General features: G+C 69.8%; 19 protein-coding genes. 14 read left to right on the plus strand and 5 right to left on the minus strand.

Annotated features, from left to right (window positions below; translation table 11 throughout):
* Positions 1–117: 117 nt before the first annotated feature.
* Together KXC43_RS27655 and KXC43_RS27660 are read right to left on the minus strand one after the other, a co-directional pair.
* The gene (locus KXC43_RS27655) at positions 118–873 is read right to left on the minus strand and encodes an SDR family oxidoreductase (RefSeq protein WP_221379078.1); all 756 of its coding nucleotides are present in this window, start codon (positions 871–873) and stop codon (positions 118–120) included.
* Positions 870–1,898 (minus strand): zinc-dependent alcohol dehydrogenase, encoded by a 1,029-nt coding sequence (locus KXC43_RS27660; protein WP_255644921.1) that lies wholly within the window; start codon positions 1,896–1,898, stop codon positions 870–872. Before KXC43_RS27660 ends, KXC43_RS27655 begins: the two co-directional genes overlap by 4 nt.
* A 139-nt stretch (positions 1,899–2,037) precedes the next feature.
* Between KXC43_RS27660 and KXC43_RS27665 the strand changes: the two genes are divergently transcribed.
* From KXC43_RS27665 to KXC43_RS27690, 6 genes are read left to right on the plus strand one after another with little or no spacing between them, the layout of a single operon-like run.
* On the plus strand, positions 2,038–3,363 hold the full coding sequence (locus KXC43_RS27665; protein ID WP_255644922.1) for an ABC transporter substrate-binding protein: 1,326 nt from the start codon (positions 2,038–2,040) through the stop codon (positions 3,361–3,363).
* Positions 3,360–4,289, plus strand: a complete 930-nt coding sequence (locus KXC43_RS27670; protein WP_221379080.1) for a carbohydrate ABC transporter permease — start codon at positions 3,360–3,362, stop codon at positions 4,287–4,289. Before KXC43_RS27665 ends, KXC43_RS27670 begins: the two co-directional genes overlap by 4 nt.
* A 4-nt stretch (positions 4,290–4,293) precedes the next feature.
* Positions 4,294–5,187, plus strand: coding sequence for a carbohydrate ABC transporter permease (locus KXC43_RS27675; protein WP_221379081.1), 894 nt, complete (start codon positions 4,294–4,296; stop codon positions 5,185–5,187).
* A 28-nt stretch (positions 5,188–5,215) separates the two neighbouring features.
* Positions 5,216–6,370, plus strand: coding sequence for a mandelate racemase/muconate lactonizing enzyme family protein (locus tag KXC43_RS27680; protein ID WP_221379082.1), 1,155 nt, complete (start codon positions 5,216–5,218; stop codon positions 6,368–6,370).
* A complete protein-coding gene (locus KXC43_RS27685; protein WP_221379083.1) occupies positions 6,367–7,191 on the plus strand; it encodes an amidohydrolase family protein in 825 nt (274 codons plus the stop codon). The genes KXC43_RS27680 and KXC43_RS27685 overlap by 4 nt, the downstream gene beginning before the upstream one ends.
* Positions 7,188–8,180 (plus strand): aldo/keto reductase, encoded by a 993-nt coding sequence (locus KXC43_RS27690; protein WP_221379084.1) that lies wholly within the window; start codon positions 7,188–7,190, stop codon positions 8,178–8,180. The genes KXC43_RS27685 and KXC43_RS27690 overlap by 4 nt, the downstream gene beginning before the upstream one ends.
* Here the strand turns inward: KXC43_RS27690 and KXC43_RS27695 are convergent.
* Positions 8,177–8,926, minus strand: coding sequence for a FadR/GntR family transcriptional regulator (locus KXC43_RS27695; RefSeq protein ID WP_221379085.1), 750 nt, complete (start codon positions 8,924–8,926; stop codon positions 8,177–8,179). The two genes, KXC43_RS27690 and KXC43_RS27695, sit on opposite strands and share 4 nt — an antisense overlap.
* Positions 8,927–8,961: 35 nt before the next feature.
* On the minus strand, positions 8,962–9,729 hold the full coding sequence (locus tag KXC43_RS27700; protein ID WP_308129284.1) for a FadR/GntR family transcriptional regulator: 768 nt from the start codon (positions 9,727–9,729) through the stop codon (positions 8,962–8,964).
* Between the two features lie 189 nt (positions 9,730–9,918).
* Between KXC43_RS27700 and KXC43_RS27705 the strand changes: the two genes are divergently transcribed.
* The 5 genes from KXC43_RS27705 (at position 9,919) to KXC43_RS27725 (ending at position 15,101) form a co-directional block, all read left to right on the plus strand.
* Positions 9,919–10,911 carry a LacI family DNA-binding transcriptional regulator gene (locus KXC43_RS27705; RefSeq protein WP_221379087.1) on the plus strand — a complete coding sequence of 331 codons (993 nt, stop codon included), beginning with the start codon at positions 9,919–9,921 and terminating at the stop codon, positions 10,909–10,911.
* Between the two features lie 180 nt (positions 10,912–11,091).
* Positions 11,092–12,450, plus strand: a complete 1,359-nt coding sequence (locus KXC43_RS27710) for an ABC transporter substrate-binding protein (RefSeq protein ID WP_221379088.1) — start codon at positions 11,092–11,094, stop codon at positions 12,448–12,450.
* Positions 12,451–12,476: 26 nt separating this feature from the next.
* On the plus strand, positions 12,477–13,358 hold the full coding sequence (locus KXC43_RS27715; RefSeq protein ID WP_308129285.1) for a carbohydrate ABC transporter permease: 882 nt from the start codon (positions 12,477–12,479) through the stop codon (positions 13,356–13,358).
* Positions 13,355–14,179 carry a carbohydrate ABC transporter permease gene (locus KXC43_RS27720; protein WP_221379090.1) on the plus strand — a complete coding sequence of 275 codons (825 nt, stop codon included), beginning with the start codon at positions 13,355–13,357 and terminating at the stop codon, positions 14,177–14,179. Before KXC43_RS27715 ends, KXC43_RS27720 begins: the two co-directional genes overlap by 4 nt.
* 67 nt (positions 14,180–14,246) lie before the next feature.
* Positions 14,247–15,101: an SGNH/GDSL hydrolase family protein gene (locus tag KXC43_RS27725; RefSeq protein ID WP_221379091.1), complete on the plus strand. Its 855-nt coding sequence runs from the start codon at positions 14,247–14,249 to the stop codon at positions 15,099–15,101.
* A gap of 237 nt (positions 15,102–15,338) precedes the next feature.
* On the opposite strand, the gene KXC43_RS27730 is transcribed toward KXC43_RS27725, so the two are convergent.
* Positions 15,339–16,532: a cellulose binding domain-containing protein gene (locus KXC43_RS27730; protein ID WP_221379092.1), complete on the minus strand. Its 1,194-nt coding sequence runs from the start codon at positions 16,530–16,532 to the stop codon at positions 15,339–15,341.
* A gap of 163 nt (positions 16,533–16,695) precedes the next feature.
* Between KXC43_RS27730 and KXC43_RS27735 the strand changes: the two genes are divergently transcribed.
* From KXC43_RS27735 to KXC43_RS27745, 3 genes are read left to right on the plus strand one after another with little or no spacing between them, the layout of a single operon-like run.
* Positions 16,696–17,724: an SMP-30/gluconolactonase/LRE family protein gene (locus KXC43_RS27735; RefSeq protein WP_221379093.1), complete on the plus strand. Its 1,029-nt coding sequence runs from the start codon at positions 16,696–16,698 to the stop codon at positions 17,722–17,724.
* A gap of 38 nt (positions 17,725–17,762) precedes the next feature.
* Positions 17,763–19,388 carry a PQQ-dependent sugar dehydrogenase gene (locus KXC43_RS27740; protein WP_221379094.1) on the plus strand — a complete coding sequence of 542 codons (1,626 nt, stop codon included), beginning with the start codon at positions 17,763–17,765 and terminating at the stop codon, positions 19,386–19,388.
* Positions 19,389–19,435: 47 nt separating this feature from the next.
* Positions 19,436–20,221, plus strand: coding sequence for an SAM-dependent methyltransferase (locus KXC43_RS27745; RefSeq protein ID WP_221379095.1), 786 nt, complete (start codon positions 19,436–19,438; stop codon positions 20,219–20,221).
* Positions 20,222–20,266 lie beyond the last annotated feature (45 nt).

Here is a 20,266-nt window from a genome sequence, read left to right on the forward strand (position 1 = left end):
CGGCCGCCGTGCCGAGGCCGTGTCGCGCGTACCCGGCGAACACGCGTCGTATGGCACTTAGAGTGCACCCAGAAGAAAAAACTGTCAATCGACGTTCGCCGATCAAAGAAGCCGAGGTCACCGCCCCAGCCAGCCTCCGTCCACCGGCAGGATCGCGCCCGAGACGTAGTCGGACGCCGCTGAGCACAGGAAGACGGTCGCGCCGGCCAGGTCGTCGCCGCGCCCCCATCGTCCGGCGGGGATGCGCTCCAGAATGGAGCGGGACCGGTCCGGATCGTCGCGCAGCGCCGCGGTGTTGTCGGTGGCGATGTAGCCCGGTGCGATGGCATTGACGTTCACACCCCGGCCGGCCCATTCGTTGGCCAGCGCGCGGGTGAGCCCGGCTATCCCCGACTTCGCCGCGGTGTAGCCGGGCACGTTGATGCCGCCCTGGAAGCTCAGCAGGCTCGCGGTGAACACGATCTTGCCGTGACCGCGTTCCAGCATCGGCCCGGCGATCAGCTGGGTCAGGACGAACTGGCTCGACAGGTCGACTTCGAGCACCCTGTCCCACCAGTGCAGCGGATGCTGTGCGGCCGGCGCGCGCTCGATGGTGCCGGCGTTGTTGACGAGGATGTCCGGGGCTCGCCCGGTGAGGTTGGTGCCCAGGGCGACCACGGCCGCCCGGTCGGCGAAGTCGACCGAGTGCGCCTCGAACGACCGCCCGAGCCCACGGATCGTGTCCGCTACCTCGTCGTCGGGCCGCAGCCGGGCGCTGACGCCGATGATGTCGGCGCCGGCGGCGGCGAGGGCCTCGGCCATCGCGCGTCCGATGCCCCGGCGGGCGCCGGTGACGACCGCGAGCTTCCCGGTGAGGTCGAACAACGTGTTCACGCCCGGTCCTCGCCGGCCACGTCGACCAGGATCTTCATGCCCCGGCCCGCCGAGAGGTCCTTGACGGCGGTCGCGGTCTCCTCGAGCGCGACGACGCCGGAGATCAGCTCGGCGCCGGGGACGACCCCCTGGTGCAGCAGCTGGATCGCCCGTTCGAAATCGGATCGCTGGTAGACGCGCGCGCCGAGAAGGCGCAGTTCCCGCCAGAACACGCGCTGCAGGTCGATCTCCCGGGCCGCGGAGTGGATGGCGACGACGACGATCGTGCCCCGGACCTTCGCCAGCGAGGTGGCCGAGCGGGCCGCGGCGGCCGCGCCGGAGACCTCGAAGACGACGTCGGCGCCGGTCCCGTTGGTCCGGCGCTCGACCTCGGCAACAAGGTCGGCGGCCGCCGGGTCCAGGACGTCGATCCCGAGGGCCGCAATGAGCTCACGGCGGCTCTCGTCGATCTCGGCCACCAGGACGTCCGCTCCCGCGTGCCGGGCCACGCAGGCGATGAGGACGCCGATCGGGCCGCCGCCGAGGACGACGACACGGTCGCCGATCTGCAGCTCCGAGCGCCGCACGTCGTGCACGGCGACCGCAACGGGTTCGACGAGGGCCGCGGTCCGCAGGTCGAGGCCGGCCGGCAGCGGCACGGCGATCTCGGCCGGAACGTTCCAGAGCTGCTGCAGGGCGCCGGGGGCGTCGATACCCACGAAGGTCAGGTTCTGGCAGATGTGCTGGTGACCGGCGAGGCAGGCGGCACACGTGCCGTCCCAGAGCAGCGGCATGACGGTCAACGGGTCACCGGGTGCCCAGCCCTCCACCCCGGATCCGACGGCGGCCACGGTGCCCGAGGCCTCGTGGCCGAAGACGAGGGGAGTGCGGACCCGGGCATCCATGTTGCCGTGCGCGATGTGCAGATCCGTGCCGCACAGCCCGCAGTAGGCCACAGCGATCTGCAACTCACCGGGCCCTGGTGGCGCCGCGTCCACGGACATCGTCCGCAGTCGTCCCGTGCCCTCGTACGCGATGGCTTTCAAGCTGAGACCCCCTTGCAAACATCATACGTATGCTCTTATATTTCGGGTCGATGAACGAGGCGTCAATAAGCAACATCAAAAAAAGGACGACGACATGGTCCGTTTCAGACGTGCTCACCACTTTCGTTCCCTGCTGACGATGACCGGCACGGCAGGGATGCTGATCCTGGCCCTCGCCGGCTGCGGAGGCAACGACAGCGACAGCGGTCCGACCACCGGGTCGTACGGATTTCCCCAGGCCACCCAGGACGAGAAGTCCACGATCACGGTGTGGGTGGACGCGGACCGCACCAAGGCCGCGGACGCTTTCAAGAAGGCCCACCCCGAGGTGCCGATCACCGTGGTGACCTACGACGGCTCGGCCAACGGCTCCAACTCGTTCCGGACGAAGATGCAGCTCTTCGACCGGGCCGGGAGCGGCTGGCCCGACGTCGTGTTCTCGACCCAGAACAACGACGCGGCGTGGGCCAGCCAGAAGAGCAACGGCAAGCAGGCGTTCGCCGCCGTGCTCAGCGACGGGCTGGTCGCCAAGGACACCCTCGACAAGTTCACCCCGGGCGCGCTGAACCCGTGCACCGTCGAGGGCAAGGTCTACTGCCTGCGCAACGACCTCGCGCAGGCGGTGCTCTGGTACAACAAGACGCTGCTCGACCGGTTCGGCTACAAGGTGCCGACCACCTGGCAGGAATACCAGGCGCTCGGCGAGAAGGTCGCCCAGGAGCACCCCGGCCACATCGTCGGCACGGTGGGCGACGCCTGGACGCCGGAGGTCTTCTTCTGGGGCAGCAAGTGCCAGGCGAACGACATCACCGGCCCGAAGACCGTCACGGTGAACACCGGCACCCCGGAGTGCCAGCGGGCCGCGGCGATGCTCGACACTCTGATCAAGAACGGCACCACCCCGAACATCAGCGTCTTCACGCCCGAGTTCGTCCAGAAGTACTCCGGCAAGGTGCTGATGATGCCCGGGCCGGCCTGGTACGCGGGCGCCATCTTCAACAACCCGGAGTCGCTCAAGGTCCCGGCCGGGCAGCTCGGGGTGGCGGCACCCCTGGCCTGGCAGGGCGAGGAGGCGGTGACCGGCAACGTCGGCGGCGGCACCTGGTTCGTCAGCAGCCACTCCAAGAATCTCAAGGCGGCCGAGTCCTTCGTCCGATTCGCCACGACCGCCGATGAGTACCAGGTCGAAGTCGCTCCGGGGTATCCCGCGTACGCGCCGGCCGCCCAGAAGTGGGTGACCAAGCAGGAGGCGAGCAAGTACTACGCCACCGATCTGCAGGCCGTGGTCAAGGCCGGCACGTCGATCTGGAGCGGCTGGGGCTCGGGGATCTTCAGCCAGGAGGCCATCTGGGCCAAGACGATGACACCGGGCATCGCCGGCGGCAAGAGCCTGGTTTCGCTGTTGCCCGAATGGCAGACGGCGATCAAGAACCAGGCGCAGGTCGACGGATACACGGTCAAATGACGATGGTCGACACCGCCCGTACGGCGGCTGCGGCGACCGGGCGGGCGGCCAAGCGGCCGCCCGCCCGGCGGGGCGCCGCGATGAGCTACGGCTTCGTCTCGCTCTACGCGGTGCTCACGCTGGCGTTCGGGATCCTGCCCGCGCTCTACGCCCTGTATCTCGCCTTCACCGACGGCGAGGGCGGCTTCGCCGGGCTGGCCAACTTCAGCAAGGTCGTCGGCGACTTCCGGTTCTGGCCGGCGGTCACGCACGTGGCGCTGTACCTGGTCATCTGGCTGGTCGCGCTGGTGGTCCTGGTGACCCTGCTGGCCGTCGTCGTCCACGCGATCCGGGTCCGGTGGCTCAGCCGTACGCTGCGGTTCGTCTTCTACCTGCCCGGGGCGCTGGCGGGCGCGTCGAGCGTGATGCTGTGGTTGTTCGTGCTCGACCCGACGGCCAGCCCGGTCGGCGGCCTGCTGCGGCTGCTCGGCTTCGACAGCTTCGTGCAGGTCATCGTTCCGGGCAACCTGCCGGTCGTCTTCGCGATCATCGCGTTCTGGACCGGCGCCGGCGGGTGGATCGTCATCATGTACGGGGCGCTCAACAACATCAGCGCCGAAGTGATCGAGGCGGCCCGGGTGGACGGCGCCAACGCCGTCCAGATCGCCTGGCGCATCCAGATTCCGATGCTGCGCAAGTGGATCTCGTACATGGGCATCATGTCGCTCGCCGCCGGCACCCAGCTCTTCGTCGAGCCGCAGTTGCTCTCCCAGGCCAGCAACGCGGTCGTGCCCAACGACTACTCCCTCAACCAGCTCGCCTACCAGTACGCGTTCCAGCAGAACGACTTCAACGGCGCGGCGGCGATCTCGCTGCTGCTGCTCGTCATCGCCCTCGCGCTGTCGGCCGTCTTCGTGACGCGCGGCGGCCTGTTCGAGCGGGACTGAACCCATGACCTCTGCGCCCATCAGAACCTCACCCACCGGCTGGAGCGGCCGGACGATCGTCACGGTCGTGGTGACGGTCTTCGTGCTGTTCTTCGCCATCCCTCTCGTCTGGCTGCTGCTGGCCACGACAAAATCCGCGCGCGGCCTGATCGTCGACAACCCGTTCGCGCCGGGGAGCCTGAGCGGCCTGTCGACCAACTGGAGTCAGCTGTTCGCGTTCCAGGACGGCGCGGTCACCACGTGGATGGGCAACTCGGCCCTGTACGCCGTGGGTGCGCTGATCATCACCCTGGTCGCCAGCATCCCGGCCGGGTACGCGCTGGCCCTGAACGAGTTCCGGTTCCGGCGGCTGCTGCTGGTGCTGACCCTGGTCGTCATGCTCATCCCGAACACCGCGCTCGTGCTGCCGATCTTCCTCGAGCTCAACGCCGTGGGCCTGATCGGCAGCTCGCTGTCGGTGATCCTGCCGATGTCCTTCTTCCCGTTCGGGGTCTACCTGACGTACATCTACTTCTCCACCGCCATCCCGCGGGATCTGCTGGCCGCGGCCCGGATCGACGGCTGCCGGGAGTTCCAGGTGTTCACCAGGATCGCTCTGCCGCTGGCGGCGCCGATCGTGGCCCTGGTGGCGTTCTTCAGCTTCGTGCAGAACTGGAACAACTTCTTCCTGCCCTTCGTGATGCTGCCCTCCAGCGACGGCTATCCGGTCCAGGTGGGACTGACCTCGCTGCTCGCGTCCACCCCGGCGTTCAACCCCAGTTCCGCCGGCGCCCAGTCGGTGCAGCTGCCGACGCTCGCCCTGGCGACCGTGGTCTCGGTGCTGCCGGTGCTCATCGTCTTCCTCGTGTCCCAGCGCTTCCTGGTCGCCGGCATGACAGCCGGCGGGACCAAGGAGTGACCACCATGCCGTCCGACCAGGAGTCACCATGAAAGTCACCGGTTACCGCAGCCTGTTGACCCGGCACGACTGGGGCCGGCTGACCGGCGACGCCAACGGCGTGATGCCCGAGCCGCTCACCGACGTGCACGTCCTGATCCTCGAGACGGACGAGGGGCTCGAAGGTGTCGGGGTCGGCGCCCACGGCGACATCGACCGGGTCTTCGGCGCTGTCGAGGGTGAGGATCCGCGCGCGGTCACGGCGCTCTACGACCGCATGCTGAGGTGGGTGTTCAAGACCGGGCACGCGGGGGCGGCGTTCGGGGCGATCGGCGCGATCGACATGGCGCTGTGGGACCTCAAGGCGAAGGCGGCCGGTGAGCCGCTGTGGCGCACCCTCGGCGCCCTGGACCGGTACGTGCCGGGCTACGCCTCCGGTCTCGACATCGCCCTCGACGACGAGGCGCTCGTCCGGCTCTACGAGCGCTACGCCGACCGCGGCTTCACCTCGGCCAAGCTCAAGGGTGGTCACGACGTCACCCACGACCGGCGCCGGCTGCTGGCGGTTCGCGACGTGCTGGCCCGCAACTCGGAGCATCCGGCGCTCATGCTCGATGCCAACGAGGCCTGGAACCGTACTCAGGCGGTCCGCTTCGTGAGCGAGCTCGAGCGGGACATCGACCTGGCCTGGATCGAGGAGCCGGTGCGCCGGTGGGACGCGGCGGGTCTGGCCTCCGTCGGCCGGCACCTCCGCGCGGGCGTCGCGACGGGTGAGAATCTGACCGGCCTGGAGCAGTACCGGCCCCTGTTCGACGCCGGCGCCGTCGACATCGTGCAGGTCGGCAACGTCTGGGGCATCACCCACTTCCTCCGGGTGGCCGCCGTCGCGCACTGCCATGATCTTCCGGTGAGCCCGGTGACGTACCACGCCAATCCGGTGGCCCACGCGGCCGCCGCGGTCCCCAACCACCTCGCCTTCGAGGTCCAGCACCTCACCTCGCCGATCGGCGTGGAGATCGACCAGGAGATCCTGGACGGCGGCATCGTCCTGGGCGACCAGCCCGGCATCGGTATCCGGGTCGACGAGGAGCGCATCAACGCCGTCCGGGCCGCCACCCCGGTCGCCGGTGCGGCCGGGCCGCACGTCCGCCCCCGCCGGGCCGGCCTGCGTCTGGTCCCCGACACCTCGGCTGCGCTGTCATGAGCGGCGTCGTCGACGCGCACGTGCATCTGTGGAACCTCGCCACCGACCCGCAGCCGTGGATCGATCCGCAGTCGATGGCAGCCATCGATCGTGACTTCAGCTCCGGCGACCTCGAGCAGATGCTCGACGCGACGGGCGCCGACGCCGCGATAGTCGTGCAGGCCTGGAACAGCGTCGCCGAGACCGGACGGCTGCTGGACGATCCCGGGCGCCGGATCGCCGGCGTGGTGGGCTGGATCGACCTCACCGCCGACGTGGAAGCGCAGCTCGACGCGCTGGGCGCCGGCACCCGCCGGCGCCTGGTCGGCCTCCGGCATCTGGTTCATGTCGACCCCGATCCCGGCTGGCTGGGCCGCCCCGACGTCGGGGTGGCCCTCGACGCGCTCGCCACCCGTGACCTCTGTTTCGACCTGGTCCTCAGGCCCTGGCAGTTGCCGTTGGCGGCGACAGTGGCCGCGGGCCGTCCCGGCCTGCGCTTCGTTCTCGACCACCTCGGCGGCATCGCCGAGAGCACCGACGACGCCGACTGGGAGGCGGGTCTGCGTGCTCTCGCGGCCCACTCGCACGTCCGCGCCAAGATCTCGGGGCTGGCCGGCCTGGTGGGCGACCCGGTCCGGCTGCGCCGGGTGGTCGGCGTCGCGCTCGACGCCTTCGGGCCGGACCGGCTCATGTACGGCTCCGACTGGCCCCTGACCCGCCTGAGCACCGGGCCGGTGGTCTGGCGGGCAACGGTGGATGAGCTGATCAGCGACCTGAGCGAGGGGGAACGCCGGGCGATCCTGTCGGGCACCGCGACGGCCTGCTACGGTCTCGGCACATGAACCCGGCCGTCGCGAAGCTGTTCGATCGGGCTCGGTCACCGCACGGAGTCATCGGTCTCGGCGGCGCCCCCTTCGGCAACTTCGCCGCCGCCATGGACGACGAACGGGCCGGCGCCACCCTGCGGCGCGCCTGGGACCGGGGAGTCCGCTACTTCGACACCGCTCCGCACTACGGCCTCGGGCTCTCCGAGCGCCGGATCGGCGCGGAGCTGAGCCACCGGCCGCGCGACGAGTTCGTCATCTCCACCAAGGTGGGCCGGTTGATCGTTCCCCGGGTGCCTCCGCTCGACCAGGACGACGACGGCTTCCTGGTGCCCGGAAACCTGGGACGACAGTGGGACTTCTCGGCCGCCGGGGTCGAGCGTTCGCTGTACGAGAGCCTCGAGCGGCTCAGCCTCGACCGGGTCGACATCCTCTTCGCGCACGACCCCGATCAGGCCTGGGACGGCGCGGCGCGGGAGGCCTTGGCCTCGCTGACGCGGCTCAAGGCGGCGGGCCTCGTCTCGGCCGTCGGGATCGGGACCAACTCGACCGCCGGGCTCGCCCCGCTCGTCCGCGAGGGCCTGGTCGATGTGATCATGCTGGCCAACCGGTACTCGCTGCTCGACCAGGAAGCGCTCGAAACGGTCCTGGACCCGGCCGCGGAGAACGGAGTGGCCGTCGTCGCCGTCGGGGTCTTCGCGACGGGTCTGCTCTCGACCGTTCAGCCCGATGCCCGAGCGACCTACGACTATCGCCCGGCCGGCGCCGCCGTTGTGGACCGGGCGCGGCGGATAGCATCGATCTGTGCCGACCACGGCGTCGCCCTGCCGGCCGCCGCTCTCGCCTTTCCGCTCCTGCACCCCGCGGTCGCCGCGGTGGCGGTCGGGATGCGTTCACCGCGCGAGGTCGACGAGGATCTCGAGCAGTTCACCGCCGGCATCCCGGGCCGGCTCTGGCCGGATCTGGTCGCCGCCGGGCTCCTCCCGGCGGGCGCCGTCCCGTCCTAAGGAGTGTCGCGCGCCGGCGACTCGAACCGGCGCCGCTGCCACGAGCCGAGGATGTGGTCGCGCATCGTGGTCTCGGCGGCGGCGACATCCTGGCGGGTGATCGCGTCGAGGACCAGAGCGTGCTCGTCGACCGTCGATTCGAACGCCTTCTCGTAGCCCATGCCGTGGAACCGGTTGCTCTCCAGCGCCCGCAGATAGAGGCGCTTGGCGATGTTCTCGGCCAGGCGGTTGCCGGACAACTCCATGACCGTGAGATGGAAGACGACGTCGGCCTGCCGGGACGCATCGCTTTCCTGGCGCTGCTCCCGCATCACCTCCAGCGCGTGCGCGATGCGGGTCAGGCCCTCCTCGGTGCGTTGTGCGGCCACGGTTCCCGCCATGGCGGACTCGAGATTCGCGCGGACGACCGTGAGCTCGTCGAGAACGCCGAGTGACTCGTCGTTGTCGATCAGCGTGGCGAGCACGACCGGGTCGAGCATGTTCCACGAGCCGGACCGGGCCACCTGCGTCCCGCGGCCCTGCGTGACGATCAGCAGGCCCTTCTCCTCCAGCCGCTTGACCGATTCGCGGATGACGGTGCGGCTGACGCCGAAGTGCTCGCTCAGCGGTCCCTCGGGCGGCAGCAGCTCGCCCTCGGGAATCTGGCCGGTGACGATCAGCTCGACCAGCTCGAGCACGACGGCCACGCTCAACCGGTCGGGGCGCCGGCGAAGGGGAGTGGCGAACGCGTCCGGTGGAGCCGTCATGGTCGTACCTTACCCATGGACGCCGGCGGCGCGGCTCAGCGCCGCAGGCGTGAGGGAGCTTCGGGCCCACCCCGCCGGACCAGCCAGGCCTCGGTGATGTGGGTGAACATCGCCGTGGCGGCGCCCTCGGGGTCGTGCGCCGCTATGCGCTCGTAGATGTGCCGGTGCCCCTGGTTCGACGCCACACACAGCGCCCGCTCGGCCCGGCCCATGTAGCGCGCGGTGTTGACCACCTGGCTCTCCAGCGCCCGGACGACGCCGCGGGCGAGGCGGTTGCCGGCGGTCCGCATGATCGTGTCGTGGAAGGCGCGGTCGTGCTCGGCGTACGTGAGCGGGTCGTCCACGAGTTCGTCCATGCGATCCACCAGGTCGCGCAACCGGTCCAGGGTCTCGTCGCCGGCCACCCGGGCCGCCACGTGGGCCATGTCCGACTCCAGCAGCCGACGGGTGACGACGAGGTCGTCGAGAATGGCCAGGCTGTCGTCGGTGGCGATGGTGGCGCGCAGCACCACCTCGTCCAGCATGTCCCACCGGGACGGCGCGGTGACGATGGTGCCCGCACCCTGCCGGACCTGCACCAGTCCCTTTTCCTGAAGGATCTTCACCGCCTCCCGGATGACGGTCCGGCTCACGCCGAAGGCCTCACCCAGCGCGGGTTCCGGAGGCAGGGGACTGCCGGGCGGATACGTGCCGAGCACGATGCGCTCCACGAGCTCCGCCGTGATGGCTCTCGCGAGGTTGGCCGGGCGCCGGGCCCGGGCCGGCCGGGGCAGGCCCTTCGCCACCTCGCGCGATGCCGTCACGAGTCCACAGCCTACAGCATATAAGTCATACGTCATACGAATACGTGTTCGGTGCTCCCGCGTTGACGGCCGGGACCGCCGGGGCTGATCATGCGGTACGGGTCGAGGTCGCCCTCTCGATCGTCGCACGTTCGGTACAGTGCTTCGAATAAAGCACTTCAAGGACGGTATCGAAGCGAGGCGGCTGGGTTGGCGGCGGGTGATCGGGTCACCATCTACGAGGTCGCTGAGCGCGCGCGGGTCAGCATTTCGACGGTCTCGAACGTGCTCAACAAGCCCGACCGGGTCAGCCCGGCGACCCGCGCCCGGGTGCTGGCGGCGGCCGACGAGCTCGGGTTCGTGCCCAAGATGCAGGCAGTCTCCTTCGCCCGGCGTGCTGCCGGCCGGATCGGCGTCATGGCGCCCTTCACGTCCTACAGCTCCTACCTTCGCCGGCTGTCCGGGCTGCTGGCCACGGCGGCCCAGCTGGAGATCGACGTCGTGGTCTTCGATCACGAGTCCGCCGCTCTGGCCTCGTCGCCGGTGCTGGCCAGCATGCCCATTCACGGGCGCCTCGACGGGTTGATCGTGATGGGGCTGCCGATCGAGGATGCCATCGCGGAACGGCTCCGGGAGCGGAATTTGCCGACAGTGGCCGTCGACGCGGACAGCGCGCTCTTCAGCCGGGTCGTGATCGACGACAGCAACGGTGGCAGCCTCGCTGCCGCGCACCTGCGCGACCGCGGTCATCGCCGGGTCGGTTATCTGCTCGAGCGCCAGGTCTCCGACTACGAGTCCCAGGCGATCCGGCGGTTGTCCGGCTTCGAGCAGGTCATCGGCGCGGCGGGCGGCGACGTGCGGGTGGCGACGAGCGACAACTCCGTCGGCGCGGCCCGCCAGGCCGCCGCCGCCCTGCTGGACGTCGCCGACCGTCCGAGCGCGGTGATGGCTCACCACGACGCGCTCGCCGTCGGCGTGCTGCTGGCCGCCCGCGACCGGGGGCTCCGGGTGCCCGATGACGTGGCCGTCATGGGCTTCGACGACGGCGAGGCCGCGACCGCTGCCGACCTGACGACCGTGCGACAGCCCTTCGAGGAGTCGGGCAACACCGCGCTCGGTGTGCTGCTGGGGCACATCGACGGCTCCGACCTGCGGTCCACGACCGTGCTCGACGTGCGGCTGGTCGAACGTTCCACCACCTGACGGTCCCGGCCGAGCACACCGGCCGGGTCGGGACGCCACGAATAAAAGTGCTTTTATGGAAACGCTTGACACGCCGGAGACGGTGAGGTTTCGTGCTTGTAACACGGTGCTGGAGGCCGTCCGACAAGTTTCGAATCCCGCGTCCACCACTGCCTTTTCTTGCGATCCTGGAGGCCTGCCATGGCTCACGGACCCCTCAGCCGACCACTACGTGCCGCCCTTGCCCTCTCCGCCGTCCTCACCGTCACGGCGGCCTGCAGCGCGCCCGGCGGCAGCTCGGACACGACCGACGCCGGCGCCAGCGCGGCCCCGGTCACGTCGGCCACCTGCGGCACCGATCCGGTCACCCTCTCCGGCTACTTCGAGACGGGTTTCCCGCTGCCCAAGGACCTGTCCGCGGAATTCTCGAAGCAGTTCCCGAACGTCAAGTTCGACATCCGCGAGGACCAGTTCGCGGTGATCACCCAGAACGCGCCGCGGGTGCTGGCCGACGACCCGCCGGACCTGATGCGCCTGCCGCAGGTCTCCGAACTGGTCAAGGACAGCCTGCTGAAGAACCTGGACGGCTACGCCCAGGCCTTCGGGTGGGACAAGTGGCCGGCCTCGCAGCTGCAGCAGATGCGCGTGTCGCCGACCGGCGAGCGCGGTGACGGCCCGCTGTACGCGATGGGCCTCAACTTCAGCATGACCGGCATCTTCTACAACAAGAAGCTGGCCGCTCAGATCGGCATGACCAAGCCGCCGGAGACACTGGCCGAGTTCGACGCCGTCCTCCAGAAGGCCAAGGACGCCGGGATCACGCCGATCAACCAGTTCAACGGCGGCGCCACCGGCGGCCTGGCCTTCCCGCTGCAGAACCTGATGGCCGCGTACGGCGAACCGGGCGCCATCAACGACTGGATCTTCCAGAAGCCCGGGGCCACCATCGACACCCCGACCAACCTGCAGGCGACCCAGCACCTGGAGAAGTGGATCAAGGCGGGCTACTTCGCGCCGGACATAAACTCGCAGGACTACGCGGCGATGATGAGCCGCTTCATCGGCGGCAAGAACCTGTTCATCTTCGACGGCGACTGGGAGTCGGGCAACCTCGACAAGCAGATGGCCGGCAACGCGGGCTTCTTCCTGATGCCGTCCGCGCAGGCCGGTGGCAAGCAGGCAGCGATGTCGGCCCCGCTGACGTACGGCATCAGCAGCAAGGCCAAGAACGCCGACTGTGCCGCCTTCTTCCTCAACTGGGTCGCGACCAACGAGAAGGCCCGCGACATCGCGGTCAAGGTCGGCGGTTCGCACCCGATGGGCCCGGCGGACGCCTACATGCCGGCCGTACAGCAGGGAACCGTCACGGCCAGCACGCTCGAGGCCGGCGCGACCATCGGTGAGGACAACGGCGCCATGGACTTCATCGCCAACGCGACCGGGGCGATCTACGCCAAGGGGTGGACGCCGCAGCTGCAGAAGCTGGTGGCCGGGCAGCAGACCCCGGACGGCCTGCTGAAGTCCGTGCAGAAGGACTACGAGAGCCAGGTCAAGAAGTAATGTCGGCTCCCGCGACGGGGCGGCGCGTGCGACGTGCGCGCCGCCCCCGTGGCGCCTGGCTCGGCTGGCTGTTCGCGCTCCCGGCCGTCGTCATGTACGCCACCTTCGTGCTGCGCCCCCTGCTGCTCACGGTGCAGTACTCGCTGTACGACTGGAACGGCATCGGGGCGTCCACCTGGGTCGGGCTGGACAACTATCGCCGGCTGTTCACCGACTCCGAGCTGTTCGCCTCGATCCTGCACGCGTTCGAGCTGATCCTGTTCTTCAGCCTGATCCCGGTGCTGCTGGGCCTGTTCGTCGCGGCCACCATCCGGGGCATCGCCCAGAGCCGGCTGGCCACGGTCGCGCGCACGGTGCTGTTCCTGCCCCAGGTCATCCCGCTGGTGGCGGCCGGCATCATGTGGAGCTGGCTGCTGTCGACCACCGGCCTGGCCAACGAGTTGCTGTCCGCGGTCGGCCTCGACAGCGTCACCCGGGCCTGGCTGGGCGACTTCGACACGGCCCTCGCCGCGGTCGGCATCATCGGCGCCTGGGTCCTCGTGGGTCTCTGCACGCTGCTTCTGCTCGCCGGCATGAGCAAGATCGATCCGGCGCTGTACGAGGCGGCTCGCCTGGACGGCGCCGGACCGGTCCGTGAATTCTTCTCGATCACCCTGCCCAGCCTGCGCCAGGAGATCGGTGTCTGCGTCACCGTCACCGTGATCGCCGCGCTGGCCAGCTTCGACATCGTCTACATCGCCACCCAGGGCGGACCGGGCAACAGCACCATGGTGCCCGGCCTGGAGATCTACTATCTCGCCTTCTCGGAGCGCGAGGTCGGCATGGCTTCGGCCCTCGCCGTGGCCCTGGTGTTTCTCGTGCTTGCCGTCGTCCTTCCGTTGCAGCGACTCACCAGGGACGCCCGATGATCGTCAACCGTCGCGAGACCTGGCTCGGGCGGGTGTTGCTCGTCCTGCTGATGGTCGTCACCGTCGTCCCGTTCCTCAGTCTGTTCGTCACGGCCCTGCACCCCGCCGGCACCTACCCCTCGGGACTGTCGTGGCCGGAGAGCCCGCAGTGGGGCAACTTCGCCGACGCGTTCCGCGCGGCCGACATGGGCACGCTGTTGCTGTCCAGCGGCCTGATCGTGCTCGGCGTCGTCCCGATCTCGCTGCTGCTGGGCACCATGGCCGGGTTCGCCTTCGGTCACCTGCGGGTGCCGGGGCACCGGATCGGCTTCGTCATCTTCCTGCTGGGCCTCACGTTGCCCTTCGAGGGCATCATCACGCCGCTGTACTACCAGATTCGCGACATGGGACTGCTCAACACCCGCTGGGCCATCATCCTGCCGCTGATCGGCCTGTTCATGCCGTTCTCGGTGGTGTGGATGCGGGCGCACTTCGTCACCATGCCCGACGACCTGTCCGAGGCCGCGCGCATCGACGGCGCCGGCACCTGGCAGCTGTTCTGGCGGGTGCACGTGCCGCTGGCCATGCCGGCGCTCTCGTCGCTGGCCATCCTTCTGTTCCTCTGGACGTGGAATCAGTTCCTGCTGGCCATCGTGCTCGTCGACGATCCCGCCAAACGCACCATGGCCGGGGCGCTGGGCGCGTTCCAGGGCCAGTGGGGCACCGACATCCCACTGCTGTGCGCCGGGGCGCTGCTGATCCTGGTGCCCACGCTGGCCGTCTTCCTCATCTTCCAGCGCCGCTTCGTCGCCGCGCTCCTGCAGGGCTCGATCAAGGGTTGACCATGGACCTGACACACCTGACCCCGAACGCTCCGCGGTTGCCGGAGACTGCCGTGGAGAGGGCCGCATGAGCGGCGCTCAAAACTTCACCGACGACGACCGCCGGCACTTCGTTCGCTACACCCGGACCCGGTCGTGGCCGCTGCTGCAGCGTTTCCCGGTCAGCGACGAGCTGCACACCGAGCTCCTCGCCCAGATGCTGGACAGCTCGCCCGCGACGATCAGCTCCCTGGAGCTCTCGCTCGCCGAGGAGGCCCGCTCCGCCGCGGCCCGGCTGCTGGCCGGCGAGCCGTTCCGCGTCGCCCTGTCCCAGCTGCCGTTCCGGCCCGATGACGTGATCGTCGCGGTCGGTGACTCGATTACCGCGGATCGCCTCGGCTGGTTCGACCTCCTGGGCCACTCGCTCGCCCTGGCCGGCACGCCCGCGGCCACGCTGGTCAACCTCGGCGTCAGCGGCAACACCACCGCGGACGTGCTCGAACGCTTCGACCTGCTGGCGGCGGCCGGGCCCACCCACGTACTGCTGATGCTCGGCACCAACGACGCCCGGGCGCACGGCCGGGACAGCGGATACCGCATGAGCACTGTGGACGAGACGGAACGGAACCTGCGCGCGCTGATCGATCTCGTCACCCGCGAGCTGGGCGCGGCGGTCACCGTCATGACGCCGCCGGCCGTCGACCAGCACCGCATCGACGAGTTCTTCCGCGATTCGCCCGTACGCTGGCAGGCCGCCGCGGTGGCCGAGGTCGCCGACGTCGTGCGCAAGGTCGATCCTCGCGCCGTCGATCTGCACGCGGCCATCACCGACCCCGGCCACAGCGACCTGCTCGAGTCCGACGGCGTTCACCTCAGCCGGGCCGGCCAGCGGTTCGTCCTGGGCCGGATCGTCGAGCAGCTCGCCGGTGGCCGGCCGTCCTGACCTCAGCTCGGTGGGTGTGTCCTCGGCACCTCGTTCGGGACGACGGCGCGGGCGCCCTCACGACCCGCGGTGCCGAGCCAGTTCGAGCTCGGTGAACGCGGTGATCATCGCGCGCCGGACCGACTCGGCCACGGCGGCGTCGAGTCCGGCCGCTGTGGCCCGGTCACGGACGGCGGCGACGACCCGTTCGACCGCCGGCGTCTCGGCGCCGGCCCACCGCGAAGGCTCAGGTGGTAGTCAGGCTCCGGCGCAGGTGACCGTGGCGCCGCTGCCGTTCCCGGTGCCCTGGAAGCCGAACGTGGTGCTCTGGCCGGCGTTCAGGCGTCCGTTGTAGCTCTGGTTCGTGACGGTGACGACGCCGCTGGTACCGGCGGCGACGGCGTTCCACAGCGAGCTGATCGATGCTCCGCCCGGCAGGGCGAGAGAGGCCCGCCAGCCGCTGAGCGCGGTGGAACCGGCGGTGACGGTGACGGTGGCTACGAAGCCGCCGCTCCACTGGTCCTGTACCGCGTAGGCCGCGGAGCAGGTCGAACTCGGATCTCCGGGTGGGGGTGTGGTCGGTGGGGTGGTCGGGGGCGTCGTGCCGCCGTCGAGCGTCAGGTTCTTCTGCTGGACCTGCCATGGGCCGCGGCACAGACCGCAGTCGGCGCCGACGAAGTTGCCGCCGGCGGTGGTGTCGCCCTTGAGTCGCCACTTGAGGTACAGCACCGCCACTCGGCCGAACTCGCCCCCGTTGGCCTGGTCGTAGGTGCCGCCGTGGCCGACGTTCAGATTGCCCATGAAGGCGGGCAACGCGGCCGGCAGCTTGCCCCAGTCGTCGACGGCATTGGGGTAGGCGATGTCGCTGGGCCCGCCGACGAAGTAGGCGATCGGCTTGGTCAGCCTGCGCAGCTGATAGTCGTCGGCGTCGTTGAGCAGGCCGCTGCTGAAGATGGTGGTCGTGGTGACGCGTGAGTCGTTCGAGACGGCATAGGCTTCCAGGCCGCCGCAGGAGAAGCCGCCGACGGCGATCCGGGTGGTATCGAGCCTGCCGTAGTACTTGCTGCCTGCTCGTGAGTTCTCCGCGACGGCCCAGTCGATCGACTGGGTGAGCATCGCGGAGGTGGTGGAGCCGGATCCGTTCGGGGCTCCGTTGGCGATGGCGAGGAAGCCGTGGGAGGCGATCTCGCGAAGGAAGTTGTTCTGGGACAGGCCGTTGGCCGAGCAGCCGCCGTTGCCCCACACGTAGATCGGCAGGCGTTCGGACGGGAGCGTCTGCGGCCGGTAGATGGTGTGGTTGGGCAGGCCGGAGGAGGTCTCGTAATCGGCCGGGTGGGGGCCGGAACCGCCGACGGCGGCGTCGGCCGGGGTCGCGCCGAGCATCATGATGCCGGCGGTGACCGATGCCAGGCCGGCCGTCAGTACGGCGCTGACCCTCGATCGTGTTCTCATCCCGGATCACTCCTAACGGGGGAGGGAGGCTCCGGACTGCTCGTCGACGCAGTCCTGTTACCGTTAACAGCTGTTTCCGACAGGTTACGGGAGCGCTCCCAAACGCTCAATGGACTGGCCCGGAAATCTTGCGATTCGGGCGTCAAGTGCTATTTTCGCAATCATGCCCGTCAATGTGAGGCAATTCCTGGGCCGACGCGCGACGGCTCTGGCCGGCGCCGCGTTCCTGCTCCTGACCTCGATGTCGGCCGCCCGGGCGGCCGACCCGGACACCCCGCCGGGCGCACCGCCCGGCGTGTGCGAGGCCGGCGCTCCCGCCGGGTCGCCTCTCCCCGGGACGACGTTGTCCGCCCCGCGGTTGCAGGGTGGCTTCTCGTTCCTCGAGGGTCCCGTCTGGATCGCCGAGCAGGGCCGGCTGCTGGTGTCCGATCTCGGCCCGGCCACCGGCGCCCAGCAGGTCCAGCCGTCGACGATCCACCGGTTGGCCCCGGGTGCGCCGGCCGAGCCGTTCGTCGTCGCCGCCGGCAGCAACGGCCTCGCGTTGAGCCCCGACGGGGAGCGAATCGTCGCGGCCACGCACGATGATCGCGCCGTCTCCGCGTTCCGGCTGTCCGACGCTGCCCGTACGGTGGTCGCGGCCGACTATCAGGGCCGGGCGTTCAACTCGCCGAACGACGTCACGGTGCGCGCCGACGGCGTCGTCTACTTCACCGACCCCAATTTCCAGCGGGGCCGCCGGAGCGACGAGATGGGTGGCCGGACCGGGGTCTTCCGGGTCGTGGACGGGCAGGTCGCGTTGGTCGACGACACCGTGCGCCAGCCCAACGGCATTGCGCTGTCACCCGACGGCCGCACGTTGTACGTCGGCGCGTACGGGGAGAATCTGATCTACGCGTACGCCGTCCGACCGGACGGCAGCACCGGCACCCGGACCGTTTTCGCCACCGTCGGCAGCCCTGACGGGGCCACTGTGGACTGCGCGGGCAACGTCTACTGGGTCTCGCACAACGAGGGCCGGGTACACGTGTTCTCGCCGGCCGGCGCCGAGCTCGGCACGATCTCGGCCGGCGCCGGGGCCACCAACGCGGCGTTCGGTGGCCCCGATCGGCGCACCCTGTACATCACGGCCGGCCGGACCGGCGACTACGGGATCTCCGCCATCTCGCTCGGTGTGCCCGGTTACCCGTACTGACCTCGTGCCCCCGTACGCGGGACGGAAAGGTGTTCGTCATGCGCGCTGCTGCGATTGCCCTGCTCGTGCCGGCGCTGATCGCGCCCGACACCACGCCGCCGACCGTCCCGGCCGAGCTGGAGGTCCGTGCGCTGACGTGCGAATCGGTCAGCCTGAGCTGGTCGGCCGCCACGGACGACGTCGGCGTCGCCGCCTACGACCTCTACCACGACGGTCAGCTCGTGACGTCGGTGCCGGGGACCGCGACGGCGGCGACGCTGCCGGTGGTCGGCGGCGTCACCTGGGGCTGGTACGTGAACGCCCGTGACGAGGCCGGGAACGTCTCGCAAGCCGGTCCCACGGTGCCGGTCACGCCGCCCTTCTGCGAGGCGGACGACCAGGCGCCGACCTCTCCCACCGGGCTGACCGGCGCCGCGACCGGGACCACGGCCACCCTCTCCTGGGAGGCCGCCACCGACAACGTGGCGGTGACCGCCTACCTGGTTCACCGCGACGGGGCCGTGATCGGCACCGTCACCGGCTCGGCGGCGAACCCGCCCGCGACCTCGTTCACCGACAGCGGACTGCGCCCCGAGACCCTTTACCGGTACGCCGTGGCGGCCCGGGACGCCCAGGGCAACACTTCGGCCCTGAGCGCCGCCGTATCGGTCACCACCGAGGAAAGCTGCACCAATCCGGTGTGCGGGGCCACCCAGGTGACCACCGAGCGTGACCTCCCGTGGGGTCTGGTCCAGACATCGGACGGCACTGTCCTCTACGGCCGGCGGGACGTCTTCGACATCATCGCGATGGATCCCGACGGCGGTGGCAAGCGCAGCATCGGCACCGTGCCCGGCGTGCAGGGCACCAACGGCGAGGGCGGCTTGCTCGGGCTGGCGGTCGGACCGGATTTCGCGACCGACCGGTGGTTGTACGTCTATCACACCAGCGCCACGGACAACCGGATCGTCCGGATCCGCTACGACGAGACTCTGCGCACCGACACTCTCGAGGTGCTGGTCACCGGAATCCCTCGCAACAAGTATCACAACGGCGGGCGGCTCCGGTTCGGCCCGGACGGCATGCTCTACGCCGCGGCCGGCGACGGCCAGGACCCGGACCAGGCTCAGGATCTCGCCAGCCTGGGCGGCAAGGTGCTGCGGCTGCGGCCGGACGGTGGCGTACCCGCCGACAACCCGTTCCCCGGCAGCTATGTGTGGAGTTACGGGCACCGCAACCCGCAGGGGCTCGCGTTCGACTCGCAGGGCCGGCTCTGGCAGCAGGAGTTCGGCAATAACGTCATGGACGAGACGAACATCGTGGTGCGGGGCGGCAACTACGGGTGGCCGGCCTGCGAGGGCACGACCGGGGATTGTGACGCTCCGGGACTGGTGGCGCCGGTGCGGACCTACCCGGTCGCCGCCGGCTCCTGCAGCGGCATCGCGATCGTCCGGGACGTGCTCTACATCGCCTGCCTGCGCGGCGCCCGTCTCTACCGCGCGGTGATCAGCGGGGACACCCTCACCGACGTCCAGCAACACTTCGTCGGCACCTACGGCCGGCTCCGGACCGTCGAGCCGTCGATCGACGGCAACCTGTGGCTGACCACCAGCAGCGGCGGCGACAAGGACAGCGTTCCCAGCAACAGCAATGAGCGAATCCTGAAGGTGACCGTGGCCGACTGACCGCCCATAGTGGAAGGATCTGGGCTCGACTCTTCTCGGGGGACCACATGTCGAACGAACAACAGCAACCGGTGGTAGACACGTCCGTTCCGCAGACGGCGCGGATCTGGAACTACCTGCTCGGTGGTAAGGACAATTTCGCCGTGGATCGCGCGGTCGGCGATCAGATCCTGGCCGGCCAGCCCGAACTCGCCGAGAACGCCCGCCTCAGCCGCGACTTCCATGTGCGCGCCGTGCGCTATCTGGCCGGTGCGGCCGGTGTGCGCCAGTTCCTCGACATCGGAAGCGGCCTGCCCACAGCGAACAATACCCACGAGGTCGCCCAGTCGGTGGCGCCCGAGAGCCGCATCGTCTACGTCGACAACGACCCGCTGGTCCTCACGCAAGCCCGAGCGCTGCTCACCAGCCGGCCCGAAGGCGCCACCCGCTACATCGAGGCCGACATGCACGACATGGACACGGTGCTGGACGCGGCGCGTGGCACGCTCGACTTCGCGCAGCCGATCGCGATCCTGTTCATGGGCGTTCTCGGTCACGTGGAGAACGACTCCGTCGCGCAAACCCTGGTGCGCCGGGCGATCGACGCCGTGCCGTCCGGCAGTCATCTCGCCCTCTGCGACGGCACCGATCTCACCCCGGAGGTTGTGGAAGCTGCCCGCATCTGGAACGAGTCGGCGGCTCAGCCGTACCACCTGCGCAGCCCGGCCCGGCTGACGCAGCTCTTCCCGGGTCTCGAGCTCGTCGATCCCGGCCTGGTATCGGTCACCCGATGGCGACCGGACACCGAGGTGCGCGAGATCGACCAGTACGGCGGCGTCGGCCGGAAGCCCTAATGCCGGCACCCGGCCCGGCCGACCCCAGGGGTCGGCCGGGCCGGG

This window comes from Paractinoplanes polyasparticus, assembly GCF_019710575.1.
In the GTDB taxonomy this organism is placed as follows: domain Bacteria; phylum Actinomycetota; class Actinomycetes; order Mycobacteriales; family Micromonosporaceae; genus Actinoplanes; species Actinoplanes polyasparticus.